Origin of the sequence: Streptomyces sp. V3I7 (assembly GCF_030817495.1) — a bacterium.
Classification (GTDB): Bacteria; Actinomycetota; Actinomycetes; order Streptomycetales; family Streptomycetaceae; genus Streptomyces.
Genome location: NZ_JAUSZK010000001.1, coordinates 5925427 through 5948148, shown reverse-complemented (window position 1 = coordinate 5948148; position 22722 = coordinate 5925427). Strand labels below are relative to the sequence as shown.

19 protein-coding genes and 1 tRNA gene are annotated in these 22722 nt (G+C 70.5%); 9 read left to right on the top strand and 11 right to left on the bottom strand.

All coding sequences use genetic code 11. The annotated features are described in order from the left end of the window. Window position 1: 1 nt before the first annotated feature. The 5 genes from QFZ74_RS27525 to QFZ74_RS27505 all read right to left on the bottom strand — a co-directional run bounded on the left by QFZ74_RS27525 (window position 2) and on the right by QFZ74_RS27505 (window position 4934). Complete coding sequence (locus tag QFZ74_RS27525) at window positions 2-343, bottom strand: hypothetical protein (protein ID WP_307623529.1); 342 nt, start codon at window positions 341-343, stop codon at window positions 2-4. 72 nt (window positions 344-415) lie between these two features. Further along, window positions 416-748, bottom strand: coding sequence for a hypothetical protein (locus tag QFZ74_RS27520; RefSeq protein WP_307623528.1), 333 nt, complete (start codon window positions 746-748; stop codon window positions 416-418). A 108-nt stretch (window positions 749-856) separates the two neighbouring features. Beyond that, complete coding sequence (locus QFZ74_RS27515) at window positions 857-2098, bottom strand: NAD(P)/FAD-dependent oxidoreductase (protein ID WP_307623527.1); 1242 nt, start codon at window positions 2096-2098, stop codon at window positions 857-859. Then, the gene (locus QFZ74_RS27510) at window positions 2095-3498 is read right to left on the bottom strand and encodes an FAD-dependent oxidoreductase (RefSeq protein WP_307623526.1); all 1404 of its coding nucleotides are present in this window, start codon (window positions 3496-3498) and stop codon (window positions 2095-2097) included. Before QFZ74_RS27510 ends, QFZ74_RS27515 begins: the two co-directional genes overlap by 4 nt. Beyond that, on the bottom strand, window positions 3495-4934 hold the full coding sequence (locus QFZ74_RS27505) for an FGGY family carbohydrate kinase (RefSeq protein ID WP_307623525.1): 1440 nt from the start codon (window positions 4932-4934) through the stop codon (window positions 3495-3497). Before QFZ74_RS27505 ends, QFZ74_RS27510 begins: the two co-directional genes overlap by 4 nt. A 178-nt stretch (window positions 4935-5112) precedes the next feature. Between QFZ74_RS27505 and QFZ74_RS27500 the strand changes: the two genes are divergently transcribed. The 4 genes from QFZ74_RS27500 (at window position 5113) to QFZ74_RS27485 (ending at window position 11240) form a co-directional block, all read left to right on the top strand. Next, window positions 5113-6633, top strand: coding sequence for an amino acid permease (locus QFZ74_RS27500; protein ID WP_307623523.1), 1521 nt, complete (start codon window positions 5113-5115; stop codon window positions 6631-6633). 225 nt (window positions 6634-6858) lie between these two features. Further along, on the top strand, window positions 6859-7956 hold the full coding sequence (locus tag QFZ74_RS27495; protein ID WP_307623522.1) for a mechanosensitive ion channel family protein: 1098 nt from the start codon (window positions 6859-6861) through the stop codon (window positions 7954-7956). Window positions 7957-8065: 109 nt separating this feature from the next. Next, on the top strand, window positions 8066-10285 hold the full coding sequence (locus QFZ74_RS27490; RefSeq protein ID WP_307623521.1) for an NADP-dependent isocitrate dehydrogenase: 2220 nt from the start codon (window positions 8066-8068) through the stop codon (window positions 10283-10285). A 133-nt stretch (window positions 10286-10418) separates the two neighbouring features. Then, a complete protein-coding gene (locus QFZ74_RS27485; protein WP_307623520.1) occupies window positions 10419-11240 on the top strand; it encodes an N-formylglutamate amidohydrolase in 822 nt (273 codons plus the stop codon). A 55-nt stretch (window positions 11241-11295) separates the two neighbouring features. On the opposite strand, the gene QFZ74_RS27480 is transcribed toward QFZ74_RS27485, so the two are convergent. Further along, window positions 11296-12099 (bottom strand): SAM-dependent methyltransferase, encoded by an 804-nt coding sequence (locus QFZ74_RS27480; RefSeq protein WP_307623519.1) that lies wholly within the window; start codon window positions 12097-12099, stop codon window positions 11296-11298. Window positions 12100-12233: 134 nt separating this feature from the next. Then, a tRNA-Pro gene (locus tag QFZ74_RS27475) sits at window positions 12234-12307 on the bottom strand. 182 nt (window positions 12308-12489) lie between these two features. Here QFZ74_RS27475 and QFZ74_RS27470 point away from each other — a divergent pair. Together QFZ74_RS27470 and QFZ74_RS27465 are read left to right on the top strand one after the other, a co-directional pair. Then, window positions 12490-13650: a Gfo/Idh/MocA family protein gene (locus tag QFZ74_RS27470; protein WP_307623518.1), complete on the top strand. Its 1161-nt coding sequence runs from the start codon at window positions 12490-12492 to the stop codon at window positions 13648-13650. Window positions 13651-13701: 51 nt separating this feature from the next. Continuing rightward, window positions 13702-14706, top strand: coding sequence for a Gfo/Idh/MocA family oxidoreductase (locus QFZ74_RS27465; protein ID WP_307623517.1), 1005 nt, complete (start codon window positions 13702-13704; stop codon window positions 14704-14706). A gap of 11 nt (window positions 14707-14717) precedes the next feature. On the opposite strand, the gene QFZ74_RS27460 is transcribed toward QFZ74_RS27465, so the two are convergent. From QFZ74_RS27460 to QFZ74_RS27445, 4 genes are all read right to left on the bottom strand, one after another. Beyond that, window positions 14718-15983, bottom strand: a complete 1266-nt coding sequence (locus QFZ74_RS27460; protein ID WP_307623516.1) for a serine hydrolase — start codon at window positions 15981-15983, stop codon at window positions 14718-14720. A 248-nt stretch (window positions 15984-16231) separates the two neighbouring features. Continuing rightward, on the bottom strand, window positions 16232-17095 hold the full coding sequence (locus tag QFZ74_RS27455; RefSeq protein ID WP_307623515.1) for an ATP-binding cassette domain-containing protein: 864 nt from the start codon (window positions 17093-17095) through the stop codon (window positions 16232-16234). Window positions 17096-17099: 4 nt separating this feature from the next. After that, window positions 17100-18185, bottom strand: coding sequence for an ABC transporter permease (locus QFZ74_RS27450; RefSeq protein WP_307623514.1), 1086 nt, complete (start codon window positions 18183-18185; stop codon window positions 17100-17102). Then, complete coding sequence (locus QFZ74_RS27445) at window positions 18182-19204, bottom strand: sugar ABC transporter substrate-binding protein (RefSeq protein ID WP_307623513.1); 1023 nt, start codon at window positions 19202-19204, stop codon at window positions 18182-18184. Before QFZ74_RS27445 ends, QFZ74_RS27450 begins: the two co-directional genes overlap by 4 nt. Window positions 19205-19555: 351 nt before the next feature. Between QFZ74_RS27445 and QFZ74_RS27440 the strand changes: the two genes are divergently transcribed. Genes QFZ74_RS27440 through QFZ74_RS27430 form a run of 3 tightly spaced genes read left to right on the top strand, consistent with a single transcriptional unit; the run spans window position 19556 to window position 22688 of the window. Further along, window positions 19556-20866 carry an ABC transporter substrate-binding protein gene (locus QFZ74_RS27440; protein WP_307623512.1) on the top strand — a complete coding sequence of 437 codons (1311 nt, stop codon included), beginning with the start codon at window positions 19556-19558 and terminating at the stop codon, window positions 20864-20866. Beyond that, window positions 20863-21804: a carbohydrate ABC transporter permease gene (locus tag QFZ74_RS27435; RefSeq protein ID WP_307623511.1), complete on the top strand. Its 942-nt coding sequence runs from the start codon at window positions 20863-20865 to the stop codon at window positions 21802-21804. The genes QFZ74_RS27440 and QFZ74_RS27435 overlap by 4 nt, the downstream gene beginning before the upstream one ends. Next, window positions 21801-22688: a carbohydrate ABC transporter permease gene (locus tag QFZ74_RS27430; RefSeq protein ID WP_307623510.1), complete on the top strand. Its 888-nt coding sequence runs from the start codon at window positions 21801-21803 to the stop codon at window positions 22686-22688. The genes QFZ74_RS27435 and QFZ74_RS27430 overlap by 4 nt, the downstream gene beginning before the upstream one ends. The last annotated feature ends 34 nt before the right edge of the window (window positions 22689-22722 follow it).

Here is a 22722-nt window from a genome sequence, read left to right as displayed (position 1 = left end):
GTCACTTCTTGGGGGCAGGGATGACCCTTCCGTCCCTGCCGTCACGTCCTCGCCTTCCGTTATGGCCCCTCCTGCCGTCGTCACCGTCGTCACCGTCCTCCCCCGGCACGCCGGTCGGGCCGGTGGGGCCGGGCTTGCCGGACGGGCCGGAGGGGCCCGGCGGGCCGGGCGGTCCCTGCCCGACGCCGCCGTCCTGGAGACTGACGCGCTGCATCTGCATGTCGTCGAGCTCCTGTTGGTGGGCGACGAGCACGGCTGTCTCCGCGACGAGCGCGATGGTCAGCACCGCGCCGAGCACATGGCGGCGGCGCGGGCTGCGCCACGCCTCTTTCACGCTTCTCACATTGATCCTCACGCTGCCTGACGGCGAAAGTGCAAAGGGCGACGGTTCACGGGGGTGACTGCGGCCGGGGCTCTAGCTCGCCGGCGGCGCGACAGCGTCCTTCCCGTTGGTGCCGTCCTTGCCGTCCTTGCCGTTGGTGCCGTCCTTGCCGTCCGTCCCGTCCGCCCCGTCCTTGCCGGGAGGGCCGATGGGTCCCGCCGGGCCGACAGGTCCGGGAGGACCGGACGGGCCGGGAGGTCCGGCCTTGAGGTGCTCATCGAAGTCGACGGGTTGCGTCTGCAGACTCTGGATCTGCATGTGCTGTTCGACGAGTACGGCCGACTGCGCGACGAGCGCGACGGTCAGTGCCGCGCCGAGTACAAAAGGACGCCGCGGACTTCGCAGCGCTCCCATCACGTTTCTCATATGGATCCTCACGCTGAGTGACGGCGAAAGTGTAAAGGACGACAACTCGGGGAAAGGGGACCGCCGCGTCGAGTGTCTGAGCGGTTTGTTCCGCCGGCGGCCGGTCAGTCAGGCAACGGTCACCCGCACCGGACCGCCCCCCGCGTCGACGCGGTGCGTCCAGCTCGCCGTCAGCGTCACGGTGCGGTTCGGGAGTGCCGTGCGCAGGCTGCGTGAGCGGTGCAGCAGGCGGTCGTCCTGGGTCACCTGAAGTACGGGGCGGTGCAGCGAGATCGTGGTGCGCAGGACGTACGGCAGCTCGTCGGCCGGGGTGACGCGGTTCGGGGCGATCCAGCGCAGGGGCGCGGCCACGGTGAGCGGAACGCCGGTCGGCCAGGCGTCGCCCGTGAGCCGTCGCCGTACGGCGTCGGCCGCGTGCGCGCCCTCGCGGGCCGCCGTCGCCGCGCTCTCGGCGGGGTGCAGCACGCTGCCGACGGCGAAGACACCCGGCCGGGAGGTGTGCAGGCCACCGTCGACGGCGGGGCCGCGCGTGCCCGCGTCAAGGACGAGGTCACCACGCCGTGCCAGCTCGCGCTCGGGCACGAAGTCGCCGGTGAACACGGCGATGTCGCAACGAAGTACGGTCGTACGGCCGTCGTGGTGGCGCAGGCGGACGGCCGACAGCCGTCCACGGCCGACGAGTTCATCGACCATCGCGTCGGTCAGCAGCGGAATCCCCTGCCGCAGGCGGGCGTTGAGGGCGCGACCCGGGCTCACCTGGGCCTGCGGGAGGTCCGTCACCATGGCGACGACCTCCGCGCCCGCCGCGCGTACGGTGTCGGCGGCGGCGTAGGAGACCTCTTCTGCGCCGATCACCACCGCCCGGCTGCCGATGCGCTGCCCGTACAGGTGCACCGCCTGCTGCAACTCGCCCGTCGTGTACACCCCGGCAGGCCGGGTGCCCGGCACCAGCCTTGCCGTGCGGGGGCGTTCGCGGGCGCCGGTGGCCAGGACCACCGCCCGGGCCTCGATCGTCTCCGGCCCGCCCCGACCGACCGCGGTCAGCGTGGACGGGCCCGCCCAGTCGAGGGCGGTCACCCCGGTCCGTACGACCGCCCCCGCGCGCACCGCCGCCCGGGTGAGCAGGCGGGCGTACGCCGGGCCGGTCAAGGGGTGGAGCCAGGGGCCGAATCCGCCGTGGGCGCAGTGCCGGGGCACTCCCCCGGCCTGCTGCTCCCGGTCCAACACCTCGACACGGCGCGTACCGGCGGCGGCCAGGCGGGCGGCGGCCGCGAGTCCGGCGGGGCCCGCGCCGACGACGAGGACGTCGACGTGGCGTACGGCGCCCGCGACTTCACGAAGTCCGCTCACCGCTGGCCCTCCTCGAACAACGCCCGCACCGCAGCGCCGCAGTGGAATCCCTGGCATCGGCCTGACCTGGCCCGCGTCCGGCGGCGCAGTCCGTCGAGGCTGTTCGGCGGGATCACCGCGGCCAGGGCGTCGCGGATCTCGCCGCGGGACACCCGCTCGCAGTGGCAGACCAGCGTGCCGTACTCCGGGTCGGCGTCGATGAGTTCGGCGAGCTGGTACGGGCGCGGGAAGGCCTCGCCGAGGTTGGGCATCCGCACCGGCTCCAGCTCCCGCTCGGGGCCGAGAGCGAGGCCGGTGTCCGCCAGCAGCTCGGTCACGTGCGCGGCGATGGCCAGGGACGCGGTCAGGCCGGTGGAGCGGATGCCGCCGACGGTGACGTACGCCTGGCTGGGGTGGGCCGTGATGCGGTAGTCGTCGTGCTCGGTGGCCGCGCGCAGCCCGGCGTAGACGGCGGTGACCTCCTCGTCGAGCAGCGCTGGCAGGATGCGGCGGCCCTTCTCGCGCAGCAGGGCCACGCCGTCGGCCGTGGAAGCGGTGGCCCGCTTGTCGTCGAGGTCCTCGGCGGTGGGGCCGAGCAGGACGTTGCCGTACACGGTCGGGGTGACCAGGACGCCCTTGCCGAGGGCCGTCGGGACGGGCAGCAGGATGTGGCGAACCAGCGAGCGGGCGAACTTGTCGAAGACGAGGAGCTGTCCGCGGCGCGGGGTGACCGTGAAGTCGTGGTGGCCCAGGTCGCGGTCGAGGGTGTCGGCGTGCAGTCCCGCCGCGTTGATCAGGCAGCGGGTGCGCAGGGTGCCCCGATCGGTGGTGAGCAGGTGGGCGCCTTCCGGCCGATTCACCTGCTGTACCGCCGAGTTGAGGTGCAGGTCCACGCCATGGAGGACCGCCTGCGTCGCGTACGCCAGGGTCGTCGTCCACGGGCAGATGATGCTCTCGCCGGGCACGTGGAGGGCGCCCAGCGCACCGGCGCCGAGGTGCGGTTCGCGTGCGTAGAGCTGAGCGGCGTCGAGGAGTTGGGCCGCGCGGTACCCGTTGCGCTCGGCCTTCTCGGCCAGGCGGGGCAGCGCGGCGCGTTGCTCCTCGTCCCAGGCCACGAGCAGCGCGCCGACCGGTTCGACGGGGATGCCGGACTCGGCCGCGAACGCGGCGAGCCGGCGGGAGCCCTCCCGGACCAGCCGGGCCTCCAGGGAGCCGGGCGTGGCGTCGAAACCGGTGTGCAGGATGGCGGTGTTGGCCTTCGACGTGCCCTGGCCGACGTCGTCCTGGGCCTCGACGAGCGCGACGCGCAGCCGCGGGTGGCGGGCCAGTTCGCGGGCGATCGCGCAGCCGACGACGCCGGCGCCGACGACGGTCACGTCGTACGGCGTCGAGGGCAGCGCCCCGCGGGCGGTGACCGTCATGAGGCGAGCAGGGTGGTGACGGCGGCGCGGAAGCGGCCGAGGCGTTCGGCGGCCTCGTCGGCGCCGATGCGCGGCTCGTACACGGCGGCCGGTCTGCCGTCCGGCAGCACGTCCTCGACGCTGAGCGTCGTGTCGGCGCCGAGCCGGGCCAGGGCGCCGACGCCGAGCGAGGTCGCCTCAGGGAGCGCGGACACCTCGACGGGGCGTTGCAGCAGGTCGGCCTGGGTCTGCATGAGCAGGGACGAGCGGGTGAGGCCGCCGTCGACGCGCAGCGCGGTCAAGGGCACACCGAGGTCGGTGGCTGCGGTCTCGCAGAGGGCGACGACCTGGGCGGCGAGGCCCTCGCACAGGGCGCGCACCACGTGCCCGGGGGTGGTGTCGAGGCCGAGGCCGGTGAGCGAGCCGCGCAGGTCGCCGCGCCACCAGGGGGCGGCGAGCCCGGCCAGCGCCGGCACGAAGGTCACGCCTCCGGCGTCGGGTACGGCCCCGCCCACGCGGTCGAGGTCGGCGGCCCCGTTGATGACGCCGAGCTCGGTGAGCCAGCGGACGGCCGAGGCCGCCGTGTAGACCTGCCCGTCGAGGCAGTAGCTGGTCCGTCCGTCGAGCCGCCAGGCGACACAGCCGACCAGCCCGGACGGACCGCGCCGGGGCGTGTCACCGGTGTGCGCGAGCAGGAACGCGCCTGTTCCGTAGGTGCACTTGACGCCTCCGGGTCCGGTGATGCGGTGGGCGAGCAGGGCGCCCTGCTGGTCGACGACCAGGCCGGTGAGCGGGATCTCGGGGTGCTCGGGGCCGAAGGCGGTGGTCGTGCCGACGGGACCCGCGGTGTCGACGACGTCCGGGAGCCGTTCGTCGGACAGCCCGTACAGGTCGAGGGCGCGTGCGGACCAGGTCGCGCTGTCGAGGTCCAGTAGTTGCGTACGGCCGGCGGTGGCGGCGTCGGTGACGAACCCCCCGGTGAGCCGGTGGATCAGCCAGGCGTCCGAGGTGGTGACCACCCCCTCGCGGGTGAGATGGCCGCGGATCCACGCCATCTTGGGGGCGGCGAAGTAGGGGTCGAGGGGCAGTCCGGTCAACTGCCGTAATTCATCCGCGTGTTCGGTGAGGTCGGCGCAGACGCTCTCCGCGCGCCGGTCGTGCCAGACGAGTGCGTCGGTGAGCGGGCGGCCCGTGTCCGGGTCCCAGGCGAGGACCGTCTCGCCCTGGTTGGCGAGCCCCATCGCCACGACGGGCTCGTCCGCCCCGGCCAGAGCCTGCCGCCCGGCGTCCACGACGGAGTCGTACAGCTCGAAGGGGTCGACCTCGGCCCGCCCGCCGGACAGTTGGCGGGGGCGTACCGGAGCGAATCCCACACCCAGGACGCCGCGTTCGGGACAGACGACCAGGGCCTTGGTGCCGGATGTGCCCTGGTCCACGGCGAGCACCGCACCTGTCATTCCGGCCCCTTCCCTTCCCTCGTGGATCACCGCGCGACAGCCTGCCGCCGCGCCCCAGGCACGTCAAGCACACCTGATTTATCGTCAAATCACTTTGAACAAACTTGAGTTCGGGTTGCACAGGGCATCCTCCCGTTCGCGCGACCGATTGCCGTCGACCCGTTGGAGGTTGTCCCTCATGTCCCCCGTCTCCGAACCCTCACCACCGCACCCCGATGAGGAAGAGCGGCTCCGGGAGCTCGGCTACCGCCCCGAACTCGCCCGCCGCATGGGCGGTTTCGGAAACTTCGCGATCAGCTTCTCGGTGATCTCGATCCTGTCCGGCTGCATGACCCTGTACGGCTTCGGCTTGGGCGCCGGCGGGCCCGCCGTGATGCTGTGGGGCTGGGCGGGCGTCGGTCTGTTCGTGCTGTGCGTGGGGCTCGCGCTCGCCGAGGTCACCAGCGCGTATCCGACGTCGGGCGCGCTCTACTACATGGCGGACCGGCTCGGCGGCCGCCGCTGGGGCTGGTACACGGGCTGGCTGAACCTGCTGGGCCTGCTCGGCGCGATCGCCGGGATCGACTACGGCGCCGCGCTGTTCACGGGCGCCTTCGCCAACCTCCGGTGGGGCTTCGAGCCGACTCCCGGCCGCACGATGCTGATCTTCGTCGCGATCCTGCTCCTGCACGCCGTGCTGAACCTGTTCGGCGTCCGCCTGGTCAGCCTGCTCAACTCCGTCTCGGTCTGGTGGCATCTGGCCGGTGTCGCCCTCATCGTCGGTGCGCTGGCGATCTTGCCCGACCACCACCGCTCCCCGTCCTTCGTGTTCACGACGTTCGTCAACGACACCGGCTGGTCCAGCCCCTTGTACGTGACGGCGATCGGCCTGCTGCTCGCGCAGTACACGTTCTCCGGTTACGACGCCTCCGCGCATCTGTCGGAGGAGACCGCCGGGGCCTCCGTCCAGGCGGCGCGCGGCATCGTGCGCTCCATCTGGGTCTCCTGGATCGCGGGCTTCGTGCTGCTGGCCGGGCTGACCTTCGCCATCCAGGACTACGACGCCACCCGCGCGAGCGCCACGGGGGTGCCGCCCGCGCAGATTCTGCTCGACGCGCTCGGCACGAACGGGGCCTGCGCCCTGCTGCTCGTCGTGATCGTCGCCCAGTTGTTCTGCGGCAACGCCGAAGTGGCCGCCGCCAGCCGCATGGTGTTCGCGTTCAGCCGGGACAACGCGCTGCCCGGCTCGGCGCTCTGGCGCCGGGTGAGCGCCCGTACGCGCACGCCTGTCGCGGCGGTGTGGCTGTCGGTGGTGGTCGCCGGGCTGCTTGCGCTGCCGTCGCTGTACTCGGCGACGGCGTACGGCGCGGTCACCGCCATCAACGTCATCGGCATCACGCCCGCGTACGCCATCCCGGTGCTGCTGCGCCTGCGCGCCGGTAGCCGCTTCCGGCCGGGTCCGTGGAGCCTGGGCCGGTGGAGCAGGCCGGTCGGGTGGATCGCGGTCGTGTGGGTGACGGGAGTCACGGTGCTGTTCTGTCTGCCGCAGTCCTCACCGGTCACCGTCGACACGATGAACTACGCCTCGGTGGCCCTCGTCGTCGTACTGGTCCTGGCCAGCGTGTGGTGGTACGTCGCCCGCCGGACGTACGCGACGCCCGCCACGGCTGCCGACGGCACCGGCCACGACGCGGCCCAACTCACCGACGACATCGCCTGATCCGTCCGTTCGGCCCGCCGGGCGGGGGTGTCCGCGCACCCTCGTCCGGTACGAACTGCCTTACGGGATGCGGCAGGATGAGCACACGCGCCCACCATCGAACCTTCGTACGGTCGGCACGTTCGCACATCCCGGACAGCGAGCAGGTGACAACGTGACACAACTTCACATCCGGCCGACGGCGCCGTTCTCGGGCGCCGCAGCACGCCCTGGTGGAGGTGACCGATGAACCGCGACGTGACCCTGCACGATCTCGTCCTCGCCGGCATCGCCCTGGCCGCCGGCCTGGTGGTGGCGTTCCTGTCGCGCGGGCTGCTGCGCTGGCTGGCCAAGCACGCCAAGCGCACCCGCTGGAGCGGCGACGACGTCATGGTGGACGCCCTGCGCTCGATCGTGCCGTGGGGTGCCATAGCGGCCGGCCTGGCGGGCGCGGGCGTGGCGCTGCCGCTGACGCGGACGGTCCAGCACCACGTCAACCAGATCCTGACCGTGTGGCTCATCATCGTGATCACGGTCTCCGCGGCCCGGGTGGTCACGGGCCTGATGCGGACGATCACGCAGTCCCGCTCCGGGGTCGCCGGCGGAGCCACGATCTTCGTCAACATCACCCGGGTACTGGTCCTGGCCATCGGTTTCCTGGTGGTGCTCCAGACGCTGGGCATCTCGATCGCACCCCTGCTGACCGCCCTCGGCGTCGGCGGCCTGGCCGTCGCGCTCGCCCTCCAGGACACGCTCGCCAACCTCTTCGCGGGCATCCACATCCTCGCCTCCAAGACCGTCCAGCCCGGCGACTACATCCAGCTGAGCAGCGGCGAGGAGGGCTATGTCGTGGACATCAACTGGCGCCAGACCACGGTCCGCCAGCTCTCCAACAACCTGGTGGTCATCCCCAACGGGGAGCTCGCGAAGTCGAACATGACCAACTACACCCGGCCCGAGCAGAAGCTCACGATCCTGCTCCAGGTCGGGGTGAGCTACGACAGTGACCTGGACCACGTCGAGCGCGTGACCACCGAGGTGATCACCGAGACCATGAAGGAGATCACCGGCGCCCTCCCCGACCACGAGGCGGCCATCCGCTTCCACACCTTCGGCGACTCGCGCATCGGTTTCACGGTCATCCTGGGCGTCGGCGAGTTCAGCGACCAGTTCCGGATCAAGCACGAGTTCATCAAGCGCCTGCACCGCCGCTACCGCGACGAGGGCATCCGCATCCCCTCGCCCGTCCGCACGGTGGCCCTCCAGCAGGGCAACGTCGTGATCCCGCAGCAGCGCACCGCCGAGCGCGAACCGGGCGAGGCGGACTCCGTCCGGCTCGACTGACGCTCGCGGGGTCCGCGGCCGGCACAAGTCGCGGACCCCTGTCGAGTGCGGGTCGCTCACGAGATATCTTGATGTCGAGCAATGTTGCAGACGTGGAGCGGAGCACCCGGTGACTGACTCGACCATCATCTACACCTACACAGACGAGGCCCCGGCCCTGGCAACGCATTCGTTCCTGCCGGTGGTCCAGGCCTACGCCTCGCAGGCCGGTGTCGCCGTGGAGACCCGGGACATCTCGCTGGCCGGCCGCATCATCGCCGCCTTCCCCGAGTACCTGCGGGAGGACCAGCGCATCGCCGACGCCCTCTCCGAGCTGGGCGAGCTGGCCAAGCGGCCCGAGGCCAACATCATCAAGCTGCCGAACATCTCGGCGTCGATCCCGCAGCTGAAGGCCGCCGTGGCCGAGCTCCAGGCCAAGGGCTACGCCCTGCCGGCCTACCCGGACGACCCGAAGACCGACGAGGAGCGCGAGGTCCGCGCCCGCTACGACAAGATCAAGGGTTCCGCCGTGAACCCGGTCCTGCGTGAGGGCAACTCGGACCGCCGTGCCCCCGCCTCGGTCAAGAACTACGCCAAGAACCACCCGCACCGCATGGGGGCCTGGTCCTCCGAGTCCAGGACCAACGTGGCGACCATGGGTGAGAACGACTTCCGCTCCACCGAGAAGTCCGTGGTCATCGCCGAGGACGGCGCGCTGAAGATCGAGCTGGTCGCCGAGGACGGCACCACCACCGTGCTGCGCGAGTCCGTGCCGGTCCTTCAGGGCGAGGTCGTCGACGCCTCCGTGCTGCACGTGGCCGCCCTGCGCGAGTTCCTGGCCGCGCAGATCGCCCGCGCCAAGGAGGAGGGCGTCCTGTTCTCCGTGCACCTGAAGGCCACGATGATGAAGGTCTCCGACCCGATCATCTTCGGTCACGTGGTGCGCGCCTTCTTCCCGAAGACGTTCGAGCGGTACGGCGAGACGCTGGCGGCCGCCGGCCTGTCCGCGAACGACGGTCTCGGCGGCATCCTCAAGGGCCTTCAGTCCCTGCCCGAGGGCGACGCGATCAAGGCGTCCTTCGACGCCGAGCTGGCCGAGGGCCCGGCCCTCGCCATGGTCGACTCCGACAAGGGCATCACCAACCTGCACGTACCGTCCGACGTCATCGTCGACGCCTCGATGCCGGCCATGATCCGCACCTCCGGCCACATGTGGGGCGCGGACGGCGAGGAGCACGACACCCTCGCGGTGATCCCGGACTCGTCGTACGCCGGTGTCTACCAGGCCGTCATCGACGACTGCCGCGCGAACGGCGCCTACGACCCGTCCACCATGGGCACGGTCCCGAACGTCGGCCTGATGGCGCAGAAGGCCGAGGAGTACGGCTCCCACGACAAGACCTTCGAGATCGCCACCGCGGGCACGGTCCGTCTGGTCGACCAGGCCGGCAACGTCCTGATCGAGCAGCCGGTCGCCGAGGGCGACATCTTCCGCGCCTGCCAGACCAAGGACGCCCCGATCCGCGACTGGGTCAAGCTGGCCGTCACCCGCGCCCGCGCCACCGGTGACCCGGCGGTGTTCTGGCTGGACGAGACCCGCGCCCACGACGCGCAGCTGATCGCCAAGGTCGAGCAGTACCTGCCGGAGCACGACACCGAGGGCCTGGACATCCGTGTCCTCGCCCCGGTCGAAGCGGCCAAGCTGTCCGTCGAGCGCATCCGCCGCGGCGAGAACACCATCTCGGTGACCGGCAACGTGCTGCGTGACTACAACACCGACCTGTTCCCGATCCTGGAGCTGGGCACCAGCGCCAAGATGCTGTCGGTCGTCCCGCTCATGGCGGGCGGCGGCCTGTTCGAGACGGGCGCCGGCGGCTCCGCCCCGAAGCACGTCCAGCAGCTGGTCAAGGAGGACTACCTGCGCTGGGACTCCCTGGGTGAGTTCTTCGCCCTGGTGCCGTCCCTGGAGCAGTTCGCGAAGACCACGGGCAACGCCCGCGCGCAGGTCCTCGCCGACAGCCTGGACCGCGCGACGGCGACCTTCCTCAACGAGAACAAGTCGCCGACCCGTCGCGTGGGCGGCATCGACAACCGCGGCAGCCACTTCTACCTGTCCCTGTACTGGGCGCAGGAGCTGGCGCGGCAGACCGCCGACGCCGAGCTCGCCAAGGCCTTCGCCCCGCTCGCCGAGGCGCTCGCCGCGAACGAGCAGAAGATCGTCGACGAGCTGATCGCCGTCCAGGGCTCCCCGGCCGAGATCGGCGGCTACTACCAGCCGGAGAAGGCCAAGGCGGACGCGGTCATGCGCCCGTCGGCCACCTGGAACGACACCCTCGCGTCCCTGAGCTGACGCCCCCGGCCTCCGGCCGGCCCGCCCGCTCGTAGCCTCCGCCCCGTCCGGCACCGCCCGGCCGGGGCGGAGGTGTGTCCGGAACACTCCTGATCGTGCACCACGCCACGGACAACGCCCCGGGAGCAGCCCCATGACCCCTGCCGCGCCGCCCTCCTTCGAACTCCTGCCCGGCGCCGAGGACTCCCCCGTGATCCTCCATGTGCCGCACTCCGCACGGGAGATACCGCCCTCCGTGCGGTCGGACATCATGCTGGACGACGTAGCGCTGGAGCGGGAGCTGGACCACATCACCGACGCCCACACGGCGGAAATCGCCGAGGCTGCGGCCCAGTTGGCGAGGGTCACGCCCTGGCAGTTCGTCAACCGGCTGTCGCGGCTGGTCGTCGATCCGGAACGGTTTCCGGACGAGCGGGAGGAGATGCTGACGGCCGGCATGGGCGCCGTGTACACGCGTACCACGCACGGCGCCCCGCTGCGCCCCGAACACACCGACCCCGAACCGCTCCTCGCCGGCTACTTCCGGCCGTACGCGCGGGCGATGACGGAGGCGGTACGCGACCGGCTCGCCGCCACCGGACGGGCCATCGTCGTCGACGTCCACTCCTACCCGGCCGAACCGCTCCCCTACGAACTGCACGGCACCGGCCCGCGCCCACCCGTCTGCATCGGCACCGACGCCTTCCACACGCCCGACGCGCTGACGAAGCTGGCCCGCGAGGCGTTCGCCGGGTGCGGGGAGACGGGGCTCGACAGTCCCTTCGGCGGGGCGTACGTCCCGCTGGAGTTCCACGGGAGGGAGCCGCGTGTCGGCGCGCTCATGGTGGAGATCCGCCGGGACACCTACATGACCGAGCCCGGCGGCCCGGCGGGCCCCGGACTGTCCCGCCTGGCGACCGCCCTGGCCACCCTCGTCGACGGCGCCGGCGCCCACCCTCCGGCCTCATCTCTCTAGGCCGCCCCACGTCAACTCGGTACCCACGGCTGTTAGTTCAACCTCGAAGGAGCTCTTACTCTTTCAGGCCTACCGCCCCGACCGCGTGCCCTTGCTCCTGCGGGGTCCCCGCAGAGTCAGGGTCCGGGCGCCAGTCGGCAGACCTGACCAAGCCTGGTTCGACCAGACGCGTCCCCCGCAGAAAGCTCCCGATGTGCTCGGGTGAGCGCAGGTGGTACGTGTTGACGGACTGTGCGTTGTACGCTTCGACGGCCGCCTGGAGTTGGTCGTTGGTGGCCGTGCCGTCGCTCAAGGCCACGTAACTGCCGCGCGGCAGCGCGTCGATGAGTTCGGCCACGATCCGCTCGGGCTCCTCCTCGTCCGAGACCTGGCCCATGATGTTGAGCAGCATCAGGCCGACGGGCTGGTCGAAGTCCAGTGTGTGAGCCGCCTGGGTGAGGATCTTCTGCGGATCGCGCACATCGGCGTCGAGGTAGGCGCATTTTCCTTCTGGCGCACTGACCAACAGCGCATCGGCGTGGGCGAGAACGATGGGGTCGTTGTCCACGTACACGATCCTGCTTTCGGGCGCGATGCCCTGGGCGACCTCGTGGGTGTTACAGGTGGTGGGCAACCCGGTACCGATGTCGAGGAACTGGCGGATCCCGGCGTCGCGCGCCAGGAACCGCACCACTCGCTCCAGGAAGCGCCGTTGCACCCGGGCGATGGCCGCGAACTCGGGGAAGGTCTTGAGGATCAGCTCGCCGGCCTGACTGTCCACCGGGTAGTGGTTCTTCCCGCCGAGCAGGTAGTCCCACACACGCGCTGAGTGAGGTCGATCGGTCCGCAGTCTGCTGCCCCAGTCGTCTCGGTCAGTCATGACCGAAGCATGACACAAAGCAGTCCTTCAGGTCCCGGCCTGGGCCACGACTGGTCCACAACTGCTCCCCGAAAACGGGTCAGGGGCTGTCTCGGATTTCTCCGAGACAGCCCCTGATCTACGACTCTTCCGAGTCGGGACGACAGGATTTGAACCTGCGACCCCTTGACCCCCAGTCAAGTGCGCTACCAAGCTGCGCCACGTCCCGAGGCGTCGCCACGCGGTGTTCCGCGTGATCGCGCAGGTCAACCTTACCGTACGCGTACGGGTGGTTCTGTCCGGCGTTCCGTGCGCGGGGCCGGAGCCGCCGCTTCCGTTCGATTGACAGGCGCGGTCCGTCCGCTCAGGGTGGCTGGACAGACAAGGGACCTGGTCCGGAGAAGGGCTGCCATGGTGGATGCGCTCGGGGTCGCCGTCATCGGGTTCGGCTGGATGGGGCGGGTGCACACGCAGGCGTACGCCCGTGTCCCGCACCACTATCCGCAGCTGCCCGTACGGCCGCGGCTGCTGGCGGTCGCCGACGACGTACCGGGGCGGGCGGAGGAGGCCGCGGCGCGGTTCGGGTTCGCCTCGGCCACCCGTGACTGGCGCGAGGTGGCCGCCGATCCTCAGGTCCGGGCGGTGAGCATCACCGCGCCGAACTTCCTGCACCGCGAGATCGGCGTCGCGATGGCCGAGGCCGGCAAGCACATCTGGATCGAGAAACCGGTCGGGCTGACGGCCGACGACGCGCGCGTGGTCGCGGACGCGGTCGCCAAGGCGGGCGTCCAGGGCACCGTCGGCTTCAACTACCGCAACGCGCCCGCCGTGGAGGCGGCCCGTGAGCTGATCGCCTCCGGCGAGCTCGGCTCCGTCACCCACGTCCGGATCCGGCTGTTCAGTGACTACGCGGCCCACCCCGACGGCGCGCTGACCTGGCGGTACGAGCGTGAGCGCGGCGGCAGCGGGGTGCTCGGCGACCTCGCCTCGCACGGCGCCGACCTGGCCCGCTTCCTGCTCGGCGACATCGTCTCCCTGGTCGCCGACACGGCGGTGTTCGTTCCCGAGCGGGCGCGTCCGACGGGCAGCACTGCGGGCCATGCACGCGCCCCGGGCGGCGAGCGCGGCCCGGTCGAGAACGAGGACTACGTCAACTGTCTGCTGCGGTTCGCCTCCGGCGCCCGCGGTGTCCTGGAGGCCTGCCGGGTCTCGGTCGGCGAGCAGAACAACTACGGCTTCGAGGTGCACGGCACCAGGGGCGCGGTGTTCTGGGACTTCCGCAGGATGAACGAGCTCGCGGTCAGCCGCGGCACCACCTACCAGGACCAGCCGGTCAGCACGGTGTATGTCGGGCTGGGGGACGGCGAGTTCGGCGCGTTCCAGCCTGGCGCGGCCAACGCCATGGGCTACGACGACCTCAAGGTCATCGAGGCCGCCCGCTTCCTGCGCTCGATCGCCGAGGCGACCCCGTACGGCACCACCCTCGCCGACGCCGTGCACAGTGCCGCCGTACTGGACGCGATGGCGCGGTCCAGCGAGAGCGGCACATGGGTCAAGGTGCCTTCCTCGTAACGCCGTTGACTGCCTGCCCACCTTCCCGACCCCTCAAGGAGCAGCTCCGTCATGCGTATCGGAATCCTCGGCCTCGGCCGTATCGGCACCCTGCACGCCGAGACCCTGTCCGCGCTGGACGCCGTCGAGTCGCTCGTCGTCGCCGATCCGGTCGCGGACGCGGCCAAGGCGGCCGCCGACCGGTTCGGGGCCGAGGTCGCGGACTCGCCGGAGGAGGTGCTGGCCGCCGGGGTGGACGGCATCGTCGTGGCGGCGGCCACCGACGCCCACCCGGCCCTGGTGCTGGCCGGGGTCGAGGCCGGGGTCCCGGTGTTCTGCGAGAAGCCCGTGGCCCGCACCATGCGGGAGGGTGTGGACGTGCTCAGGACCGTCGAGGGCAGCGGGGTGCCCGTGCAGATCGGGTTCAACCGGCGCTTCGACGCGGGCTTCGGCGCGGCGCGCGCGGCCGTGCGCTCCGGTGAGCTGGGCAAGCTGCACACCGTCCGCGCGACGACCTTCGACCAGGCGCCCCCGCCGGCCGGGTACGTCGCCGCGTCCGGGGGCATCTTCCGGGACTGTTCCGTGCACGACTTCGACATCATCCGCTGGGTGACCGGCCGCGAGGTGACCGAGGTGTACGCCGTCGGCGGCAACCGGGGTGCCGACTACATCCGGGCGGCGGGCGACGCCGACACCACCGGCTCGCTCCTCACCCTGGACGACGGCACCGTCGCCCTGGTCTCCAACAGCCGCCACAACGCCCGGGGTCACGACGTACGCCTGGAGCTGCACGGCTTCGCCGACTCCCTCGCCGTGGGCCTGGACGACCAACTCCCCCTGCGTTCCGCCGAACCCGGGGTCACCTTCCCCGCGGGCACCCCGTACGACTCCTTCCTGCACCGCTTCGCCGACGCCTACCGTGCCGAACTCGCCGCGTTCACCGAGGTGGTGGCCGGCACCCGGCCGTCTCCGTGCACGGTGGCGGACGCGCTGGAGTCGGGCTGGATCGCGGAGGCGTGCACGCTGTCGCTGCGCGAGCACCGGCCGGTGACCGTCGCGGAGGTCCGCGCCGACTGAACCTCCCCCGCTCACTTGGCCGTTGGCTGGGCGGGGAGGTTGAACACGTGGTCCGGCGAGATGATCTTCGTGATCGCGTCGCCGAACAGGGTGCTGGGCTCCTCCCCCTTGGCGTTGATGTCGGTGTTGAGCAGCACGACGACGGTCGCCCGGGCGGAGGGGAGGTAGATGGTGAGCGTCTCGTAGCCCGGCAGGGAGCCGTTGTGCCCGATCCAGCCCTGGACGTCGAAGATGCCGAGGCCGTACCCGGCGCCGGGGATCGGCGTCGCCGGTGTGGTGAGGCGCTGCTTCTGCGTGGCGGGGCTGATCAGGGTGCTGCCGTCGGGCAGTTCACCGGTGGCCACGGTGCGCGCCCAGACGCGCAGGTCCTCCAGATCGGAGATCATCGCGCCGGCCGCCCAGCCCCAGGAAGGGTTCCAGTCGGTGGCGTTCTCGACGCGGCCGGTCGCGGTCTGGTCGGTGTAGCCCTGCGCGTGGGGCGTCGGGAACTCGTTGCCCTGCGGAAAGAGCGTGTGCCGCAGACCGGCCGGTTCGAGGATGGTCTGCCGGATGTACTCCCCCAGCGGGCGGCCGCTGACCTTCTCGATGACCAGGCCGAGGAGGATCAGGTTGGTGTTGGAGTAGTCGAACTTCGCGCCGGGCGGGAAGAGCACGGGGTGCCCGAAGGAGTAGTCGAGCAGCTGGCGCGGCGTGAACGGCCGCTCCGGGTCCGAGGTCAGCGCCTTGAAGAAGTCGTCGTCCTCGCTGTAGTTGAAGAGCCCGCTGCGCATCCCGGCCAGCTGGCGCAGCGTGATCCGGTCGCCGTTCGGTACGCCGCTGATGTACTTGCCGATCGGGTCGTCCAGGCCGGCCTTGCCGCTGTCGACGAGTTCGAGCAGCGCCGTCACGGTGAACGTCTTGGTCTCGCTGCCGATCCGCGTGTACAGGTCGGGGGACATCGGCTGGCGGGTGCTCTTGTCGGCGACGCCGAAGGACTGGACGTACTGTCCCTTGTCGGGGGTCCAGATCCCGACGGTCACGCCGGGGACGCGCGCCTCGCGCATGACCTGCCGTACGGCCCCGTCGAGCTGCCGTTGCACGGCGGGCGTGAGGGCGCGGACGTCGTCGCCGGAGGGGGAGGGCGAGGGCTGTCCGGCCGTGGGGGCGGTGGTCGAGGGAGCGGTGGTCGAGGGCGGCAGGGCCGCGGCGGATCCGCCCGCGGCCGGGACCGCGAGCATTCCGACCGCGAGGGCTGCGACGGCTCCGTCGCGCAGTCGTCGTCTTCTCGCGTGCGCCATGCTTGCTCCCCCGTGAGAACGCTGCGGAACAGGGAGGAGGCCGGTCCCGCGGCTGTCGGTGAAGTCGGCGGAACGGGACCGGCCGGCAGGTGCGTCCGGCGTACGTCCTGCCCTCGCGGGCGACCGGACGGCCCTGATATCACGAGGATAGGAGCCCCCTCGTGTCATCGCCTGTCGGGAGCGCCGCCCCCTCACATCCCGCAGTGGTCCGACCACGAAGCGGTACGGCAGCGGGCCCAGGACACCGGTCAGTCGTCCTCGCCCGCCGCCGACGCGCCACCGCCCCCGCCGAGCTCCCCCTCCTCGGGCAGCTCCTCCACGTCCACGCCCCGAACCGTCGCCAGCTCGTGCTTGAGTGCCGCGAGTTCGGAGCCGCCCGCCATGTGGTTCGTCAGCTCCTCCAGGGTGATCTCCCGGCGTTCGGCGCTGAGTTCGAGGGTGCCGAGGCGCAGGACGCTGAAGTGGTCGCCGACCATGTAGGCGTGGTGCGGGTTGTGGGTGATGAAGATGACGCCGAGACCGCGGTCGCGGGCGGCGGCGATGTACTTCAGCACCACCCCGGACTGCTTCACCCCGAGCGCGGCGGTCGGCTCGTCCAGGATGAGGACGCGGGCGCCGAAGTGGACGGCACGGGCGATGGCGACGCACTGGCGCTGGCCGCCGGAGAGCGTGCCGATGGGCTGCTCCGGGTCGTCCAGGACGATGCCCATGTCGCGCAGCTCGCGGTCCGCGGTCTCCTTCATGCGGGGGATGTCCAGACGGCGGACCGGCCAGGGGCCCCGGGTCAGCTCGGAGCCCAGGAAGAAGTTCCGCCACACCGGCATCAGCGGCACGGTGGCCAGGTCCTGGTAGACGGCGGCGATGCCCTTGTCGAGCGCCTCACGCGGGGTGCCGAAGCGCACCGGTGCGCCGTCGACGAGAACCTCGCCCTCGGTGTGCCGGTGCAGCCCCGAGATGATCTTGATGAGGGTGGACTTGCCGGCGCCGTTGTCGCCGAGGACGCAGGTGACCCGGCCGGAGTGGACCGCGAGGTCGACGCCGTGCAGGGCGCGGACGTTGCCGTACGACTTGCCCGTGCCGCGGAGTTCGACGATCGGGGTGTTGCTGGTCATCGGGTCACCTCCGGGTCGCCGTCGCCGTGCGCCGGACCCACAGATTGATGAGGACGGCGCCGAGCAGCATCACGCCGAGGAAGGCCTTGAACCAGTCGGGGTTCCAACCGGCGTACACGATGCCCTGGTTCACCATGCCGAACATGAAGGCGCCGAAGACCGGGCCGATCGCGGAGCCCTGTCCGCCGGTGAGCAGGCAGCCGCCGATCACCGCGGCCGCGATGTAGATCAGCTCCTGGCCGACGCCCTCGCCGGACTGCACGGTGTTGAAGGCGAAGAGCTGGTGCATGCCGACGAACCAGGCGCCGAAGCCGACGGTCATGAACAGGGTGACCTTGGTGAAGGTCACCGGGACACCGACCGCGCGGGCGCTGTCCTGGTTGCCGCCGACGGCGAAGATCCAGTTGCCGTACTTGGTGCGCAGCAGCACCCAGGTGGCGAGCGCGGCGAAGACCAGCCACCACACCACGGTGATCTTCACCTGGACGCCGCCGACGTCGAACGACGACGCGAAGACGGCCTTCGCCTGCTCGAAGCCGTCCATGTCGCTGATGTCGTCGGTGGCGACGTTGCCGGTGACCAGCTTGGTCACGGCGAGGTTGACGCCCTGGAGGATCAGGAAGGTGCCGAGGGTGACCAGGAAGCTCGGCAGCCCGGTCCTGACCAGCAGCCAGCCGTTGAAGGCGCCGACCCCGAGCGACACGACGAGGGCGACGATCACGCCCGTCCAGACGTTCATGGTCAGTTGGTAGCTGAGCATGCTCGCGGTGAGCGCCGAGGTGATGACGGCGACACCGGAGGACAGGTCGAACTCGCCGCCGATCATCAGCAGGGCGACGGGCAGCGCCATGATGCCGATGGTGGACGACTGGTAGAGCACCGTGGCCATCGAGCTGCCCTGGCGGACCGAGGGCGCCACGACGAGGAAGAAGACGAGGACGGCCAACGCGCCCAGCAGGACGCCTACTTCGGGCCGGGCCAGCAGCCGCAGCACCAGCGGGCGTTCGGCGGTGCGCCCGTCGGTCGCCGTGCCGCCGGGGGCCGGCGGTGTGCCCACCGCCGGCCCGGCGTGACCGGACGTCCCGGTCACCGAGTGCCCTTCGACGCGAACGCCGAGACGCGCTCGACGTTGGACTTGTCGACGAAGGCCGGCCCGGTCAGCACGGGCTGCTCACCGCCGCCGCTGTAGTTGCCGTTGTTCTTGTAGAGCCACAGGGAGTCGATCGCCAAGTAGCCCTGGAGGTAGGGCTGCTGATCCACCGCGAACTGGATGGTGCCCTTGGAGATCGCGCCGGTCAGCTCCTTGTTCAGGTCGAAGGTCGCGATCTTGGCCTTGCTGCCCGCCTCGCCGGCCGACTGCACGGCGGCCAGCGCGAAGGGCGCGCCGAGCGTGACGACGTAGTCGATCGCGCTGTCCTTCTTGAGCTTGGCGGTGATGGTGGACTGCACGGACGGCATGTCGGTGCCGTTGACGTAGAGGACGTCGGTCTTGCCGGAGAAGGTCTTCTTCACCCCGTCGCAGCGCTGGGTGAGGCCGATGTTGCCCTGCTCCTGGATCACGCAGACGGCCTTCTTGGCGCCGGCCTCGTTGAGCCGCTTGCCGAGCGCCTCGCCGGCGACGGTCTCGTCCTGGCCGAAGAACTCCATCAGGCCGAGCTTCTTCCAGTCGCTCACACCGGAGTTGAGGCCGACCACGGGTATGTTCGCGGCCGTCGCCTTGGTGACGACGTCCTTCATGGCGTCGGGCTTGGCGAGGGTGATCGCGATGCCGTCGACCTTCTGGTCCACGGCGTTCTGGACCAGGCTGGCCTGGTTGCCGGCGTTCGGGTCGTGGGAGTAGACGAGCTTGACGTTGTCCTTGGCGGCGGCGGCCTCGGCGCCCTTGCGGACGATGTCCCAGAAGGTGTCGCCCGCCGCCTGGTGGGTCACCAGGGCGACCGTCATACGGGGCGTGGCGGCCTTGCCCGCGGACGCGCCCGGGGCTCCCGACTCGTCGGACTTCTTTCCGCCGGAGCCGCTCGAGCAGCCGGCGAGGGTCAGGGCTGCCGCGGCGGCGACGGCCACGACACGGGCCAGTCTGCGGGAGCGGTCGTGCGACGAGCGGTCCATCTTTCCTGCACCTCACTGGTCTCCGGGCGAACTGGTCTTCCGGGCGAAAGGAAAGGATCGGGGGATCCGGCGCCCCGGACCGGCCGGGCGGTCCGGGTCATGGGGATCCAAGTGCCTGGCGCGCTCGCTGTCAATCATCTTCCCGCGGGCACGTTCGCAAACGTCAGAGCCCCAAAAGCCCTTCTGCGCCCGCCGGTTACGTTTCGGGCAAGGGGGACGCGTCTCTTGACGTGTGTCACGACGCGCGGCTGTGATAGCGCCACCCTGTTCGGTCGAGTTGGTTTCTGATCGGTTCGGAAAGGCGATCGGGATCCGCTCGCCCCTGGCCGAACCCTGCCTCCAGGAGCCGCCATGCGTCTGTCGCTCTCCGGTCCCACCGCACCGCGCCCCAGCCGCCGCTCCCTGCTCCGCACCGCCGGGGGCGCGGCCCTGGCCGGTGCCGGCCTGCCCCTGCTGAGCGCCTGCGGCGGCAGCGGCACGTCGGCCGGCACAAATGCCGTCACCGTCGGCTCCAACGCCTCGGACGCGGTGCCGAAGAAGGCGTTCGCCGACCTCTACGCGGCCTTCACGAAGCAGTCCGGCATCACCGTCGACGTGAACACCAAGGACCACAACACCTTTCAGGAACAGATCAACTCCTATCTCCAGGGCACGCCGGACGACGTGTTCCACTGGTTCGCGGGCTACCGCATGCAGTTCTTCGCCGCCAAGCACCTCGCCACGCCGGTCGACGAGGTGTGGGAGAAGATCGGCGGCGACTTCCCCGAGGCGATGAAGGCGCTCAGCAGGGGCACGGACGGCACGTACTACTTCGTGCCGCTGTACACGTACCCGTGGGCGGTGTTCTACCGAAGAAGCGTCTTCGCGCGGCACGGCTACGAAGCCCCCGCCACCTGGGACGAGTTGATGGCGCTGTGTAAGCGGATGAAGAAGGACGGCCTGGTTCCGTTCGCGTTCGGCGACAAGGACGGCTGGCCCGCGACCGGCACCTTCGACCAGATCAACGTCCGCCTCAACGGATACGACTTCCACATGGAGTTGATGGCGGGCAAGGCCTCCTGGACCGACCGCAGGGTGCGCGCAGTCTTCGACCGGTGGCGCGAGATACTCCCCTACCACCAGGACGGCGCCCTCGGCCGGACCTGGCAGGACGCCGCGCAGACGCTGGTAGCCAAGAAGGCGGGCCTGTACGTCTTCGGCACCTTCGTGGCCCAGCAGTTCACGAACAAGACCGACCTGGACGACCTCGACTTCTTCCCCTTCCCCGAGATCGACCCGGCTCACGGCCTGGACACCGTCGAGGCGCCCACCGACGGCTTCATGATCAGCCGCTCCCCGAAGAACAGGAGCGGCGCCCTCAAGCTCCTGGAGTACCTGGGCACTCCGGAGGCCGAGACGCGCTATCTCAAGGCCGACCCGAGCTTCGTCGCCGCCTCCACCAAGGCCGACACCTCCGCGTACAGCCCGCTCCAGAAGAAGGCGTACGCGATGATCACCGGGGCGAAGAACCTCACCCAGTTCATGGACCGGGACACCCGGCCCGACTTCGCCGCCACGGTGACGCAGCCCGCGTTCCAGCGGTTCGTCCAGAACCCGAAGAGCGTCGACGGCCTGCTGACCTCGATCGAGCGGCAGAAGAAGACCATCTTCGCGTCCTCATGAGCGGCGCGACGCCCGGCGAGCGGCGGTCTGCCTCTGCCTCGCGCGGCCACCGCCGCCTCCTCACGCGCCGCGACCGGTTCACGCTCGCGCTCATGGCGGGCGTGCCGACGGTCCTGCACGTGGTCCTCGTCTGGGTCACCGCGCTCGCCTCGATCGCGCTCGCGTTCACCACCTGGGACGGCATCGGGTTCGACGCGATCGAATGGGTGGGCCTGGACAACTTCCGCCAACTGTTCACCGACAACCCGCAGTTCTGGCCCGCCCTGCAGCACAACGTCGTGTGGTTCGTCGTGCTCATCGTGATCCCGACGCCGCTCGGCCTGTTCCTGGCCGTCCAGTTGGACAAGCGGATCCGCTTCAGCCGCGTCTACCAGACGGCGTACTTCCTTCCCGTCGTCGTGTCGATGGCCGTCACCGGCTTCGTGTGGCAGCTCGTCTACAACCCGGACACGGGCCTGATCAACAGCCTCACCGGGACCAACCGGCCCGGCCACTACATCGACTGGATCGGCGACCCGAAGCTCAACCTGTGGGCGATCCTCGTCGCCGCGTCCTGGCGGCACACCGGCTACATGATGATCCTCTACCTGGCCGGACTGAAGAGCGTCGACCCGTCCCTGCGCGAGGCCGCGGCCCTGGACGGCGCGGGCGAGTGGCAGGCCTTCCGGCACGTCGTCTTCCAGGCGCTGCGCCCCACCAACACCGTCGTCCTGGTCGTCACGATCATCGAGGCCCTGCGCGCCTTCGACCTGGTCTTCGTCTTCAACAAGGGCGCCCGGGGCACCGAGTTGCTGTCGATCCTGGTCACCAACAACATCATCGGCGAGTCGAGCCGCATCGGCTACGGATCGGCCATCGCCGTCGTCCTGCTCACCATCTCGCTCGCGGTCATCATCCCTTACCTGGTGGCCACCTTCCGGAAGGAGCGACGCGCGTGAGCACCCCGGCCGCGCCCGGCAAGCGGCGCACCCCTCTGCGCCCCGCCCGGATCCTGCTGCACCTGTTCCTCGCGGGTACGGCCCTGGCCTGGCTCGCCCCGCTGCTGTGGGCGGTCTTCGCCGCCCTGCGCCCGTACGGCGAGACCAGCGCCAAGGGCTACGTGTCCTGGCCGGACCGGTTGAGCCTCACCAACTTCACCCAGGCGTTCACCCAGTCGGACATGCCGCACTACTTCGGCAACACGCTGCTCATCGCCGTACCGGCCGTCCTCCTGACGCTGTTCTTCTCCTCCTGCGTCGCCTTCTACGTCAGCCGCTTCGACTTCCGTCTCAACCTTGCCCTCCTGCTTGTCTTCACGGCCGGCAACCTGCTGCCGCAGCAGGTCGTCATCACCCCGCTCTACCGCCTGTACCTGCTGGTCGACCTCCCCGGCGTCACGGTCAGCGGCAAGCTCTACGACTCCGCGCTCGGCCTGGTCCTCATCCATGTGGCCTTCCAGTCGGGCTTCTGCGCCTTCGTGCTGAGCAATTACATGCGCTCCCTGCCCCATGAACTGACCGAGGCGGCCCTCGTCGACGGCGCCTCGGTGTGGCGCCTGTACTGGCAGATCACCCTCCCCCTGTGCAAGCCCGCGATGGCTGCCCTGGCGACCCTGCTGTCGATCTGGGTCTACAACGACTTCTTCTGGGCCGTCGTCCTCGTCTCGACCGGCGAGAACATGCCGATCACCTCGGCGCTCAACAACCTCTCCGGCCAGTACTTCACCGACCCCAACCTGGTCGCCGCGGGCGCACTGCTCACGGCGATCCCGACGCTCGTCGTGTACTTCGTGCTGCAGCGGCAGTTCGTGAGCGGGTTGACGCTCGGGTCCAACAAGGGCTGAGGCGGGCGTACTCGGACATCCGTCCACGACCCAC

Excerpts from the sequence above, each read along its gene's own strand:
- QFZ74_RS27500 (WP_307623523.1), top strand. The coding sequence starts at position 5,113 with ATGTCCCCCGTCTCCGAACCCTCACCACCGCACCCCGATGAGGAAGAG.
- QFZ74_RS27465 (WP_307623517.1), top strand. The coding sequence starts at position 13,702 with ATGCGTATCGGAATCCTCGGCCTCGGCCGTATCGGCACCCTGCACGCC.
- QFZ74_RS27495 (WP_307623522.1), top strand. The coding sequence starts at position 6,859 with ATGAACCGCGACGTGACCCTGCACGATCTCGTCCTCGCCGGCATCGCC.
- QFZ74_RS27460 (WP_307623516.1), bottom strand. The coding sequence starts at position 15,983 with ATGGCGCACGCGAGAAGACGACGACTGCGCGACGGAGCCGTCGCAGCC.
- QFZ74_RS27435 (WP_307623511.1), top strand. The coding sequence starts at position 20,863 with ATGAGCGGCGCGACGCCCGGCGAGCGGCGGTCTGCCTCTGCCTCGCGC.
- QFZ74_RS27520 (WP_307623528.1), bottom strand. The coding sequence starts at position 748 with ATGAGAAACGTGATGGGAGCGCTGCGAAGTCCGCGGCGTCCTTTTGTA.
- QFZ74_RS27505 (WP_307623525.1), bottom strand. The coding sequence starts at position 4,934 with ATGACAGGTGCGGTGCTCGCCGTGGACCAGGGCACATCCGGCACCAAG.
- QFZ74_RS27455 (WP_307623515.1), bottom strand. The coding sequence starts at position 17,095 with ATGACCAGCAACACCCCGATCGTCGAACTCCGCGGCACGGGCAAGTCG.
- QFZ74_RS27440 (WP_307623512.1), top strand. The coding sequence starts at position 19,556 with ATGCGTCTGTCGCTCTCCGGTCCCACCGCACCGCGCCCCAGCCGCCGC.
- QFZ74_RS27445 (WP_307623513.1), bottom strand. The coding sequence starts at position 19,204 with ATGGACCGCTCGTCGCACGACCGCTCCCGCAGACTGGCCCGTGTCGTG.
- QFZ74_RS27470 (WP_307623518.1), top strand. The coding sequence starts at position 12,490 with ATGGTGGATGCGCTCGGGGTCGCCGTCATCGGGTTCGGCTGGATGGGG.
- QFZ74_RS27510 (WP_307623526.1), bottom strand. The coding sequence starts at position 3,498 with ATGACGGTCACCGCCCGCGGGGCGCTGCCCTCGACGCCGTACGACGTG.
- QFZ74_RS27480 (WP_307623519.1), bottom strand. The coding sequence starts at position 12,099 with ATGACTGACCGAGACGACTGGGGCAGCAGACTGCGGACCGATCGACCT.
- QFZ74_RS27485 (WP_307623520.1), top strand. The coding sequence starts at position 10,419 with ATGACCCCTGCCGCGCCGCCCTCCTTCGAACTCCTGCCCGGCGCCGAG.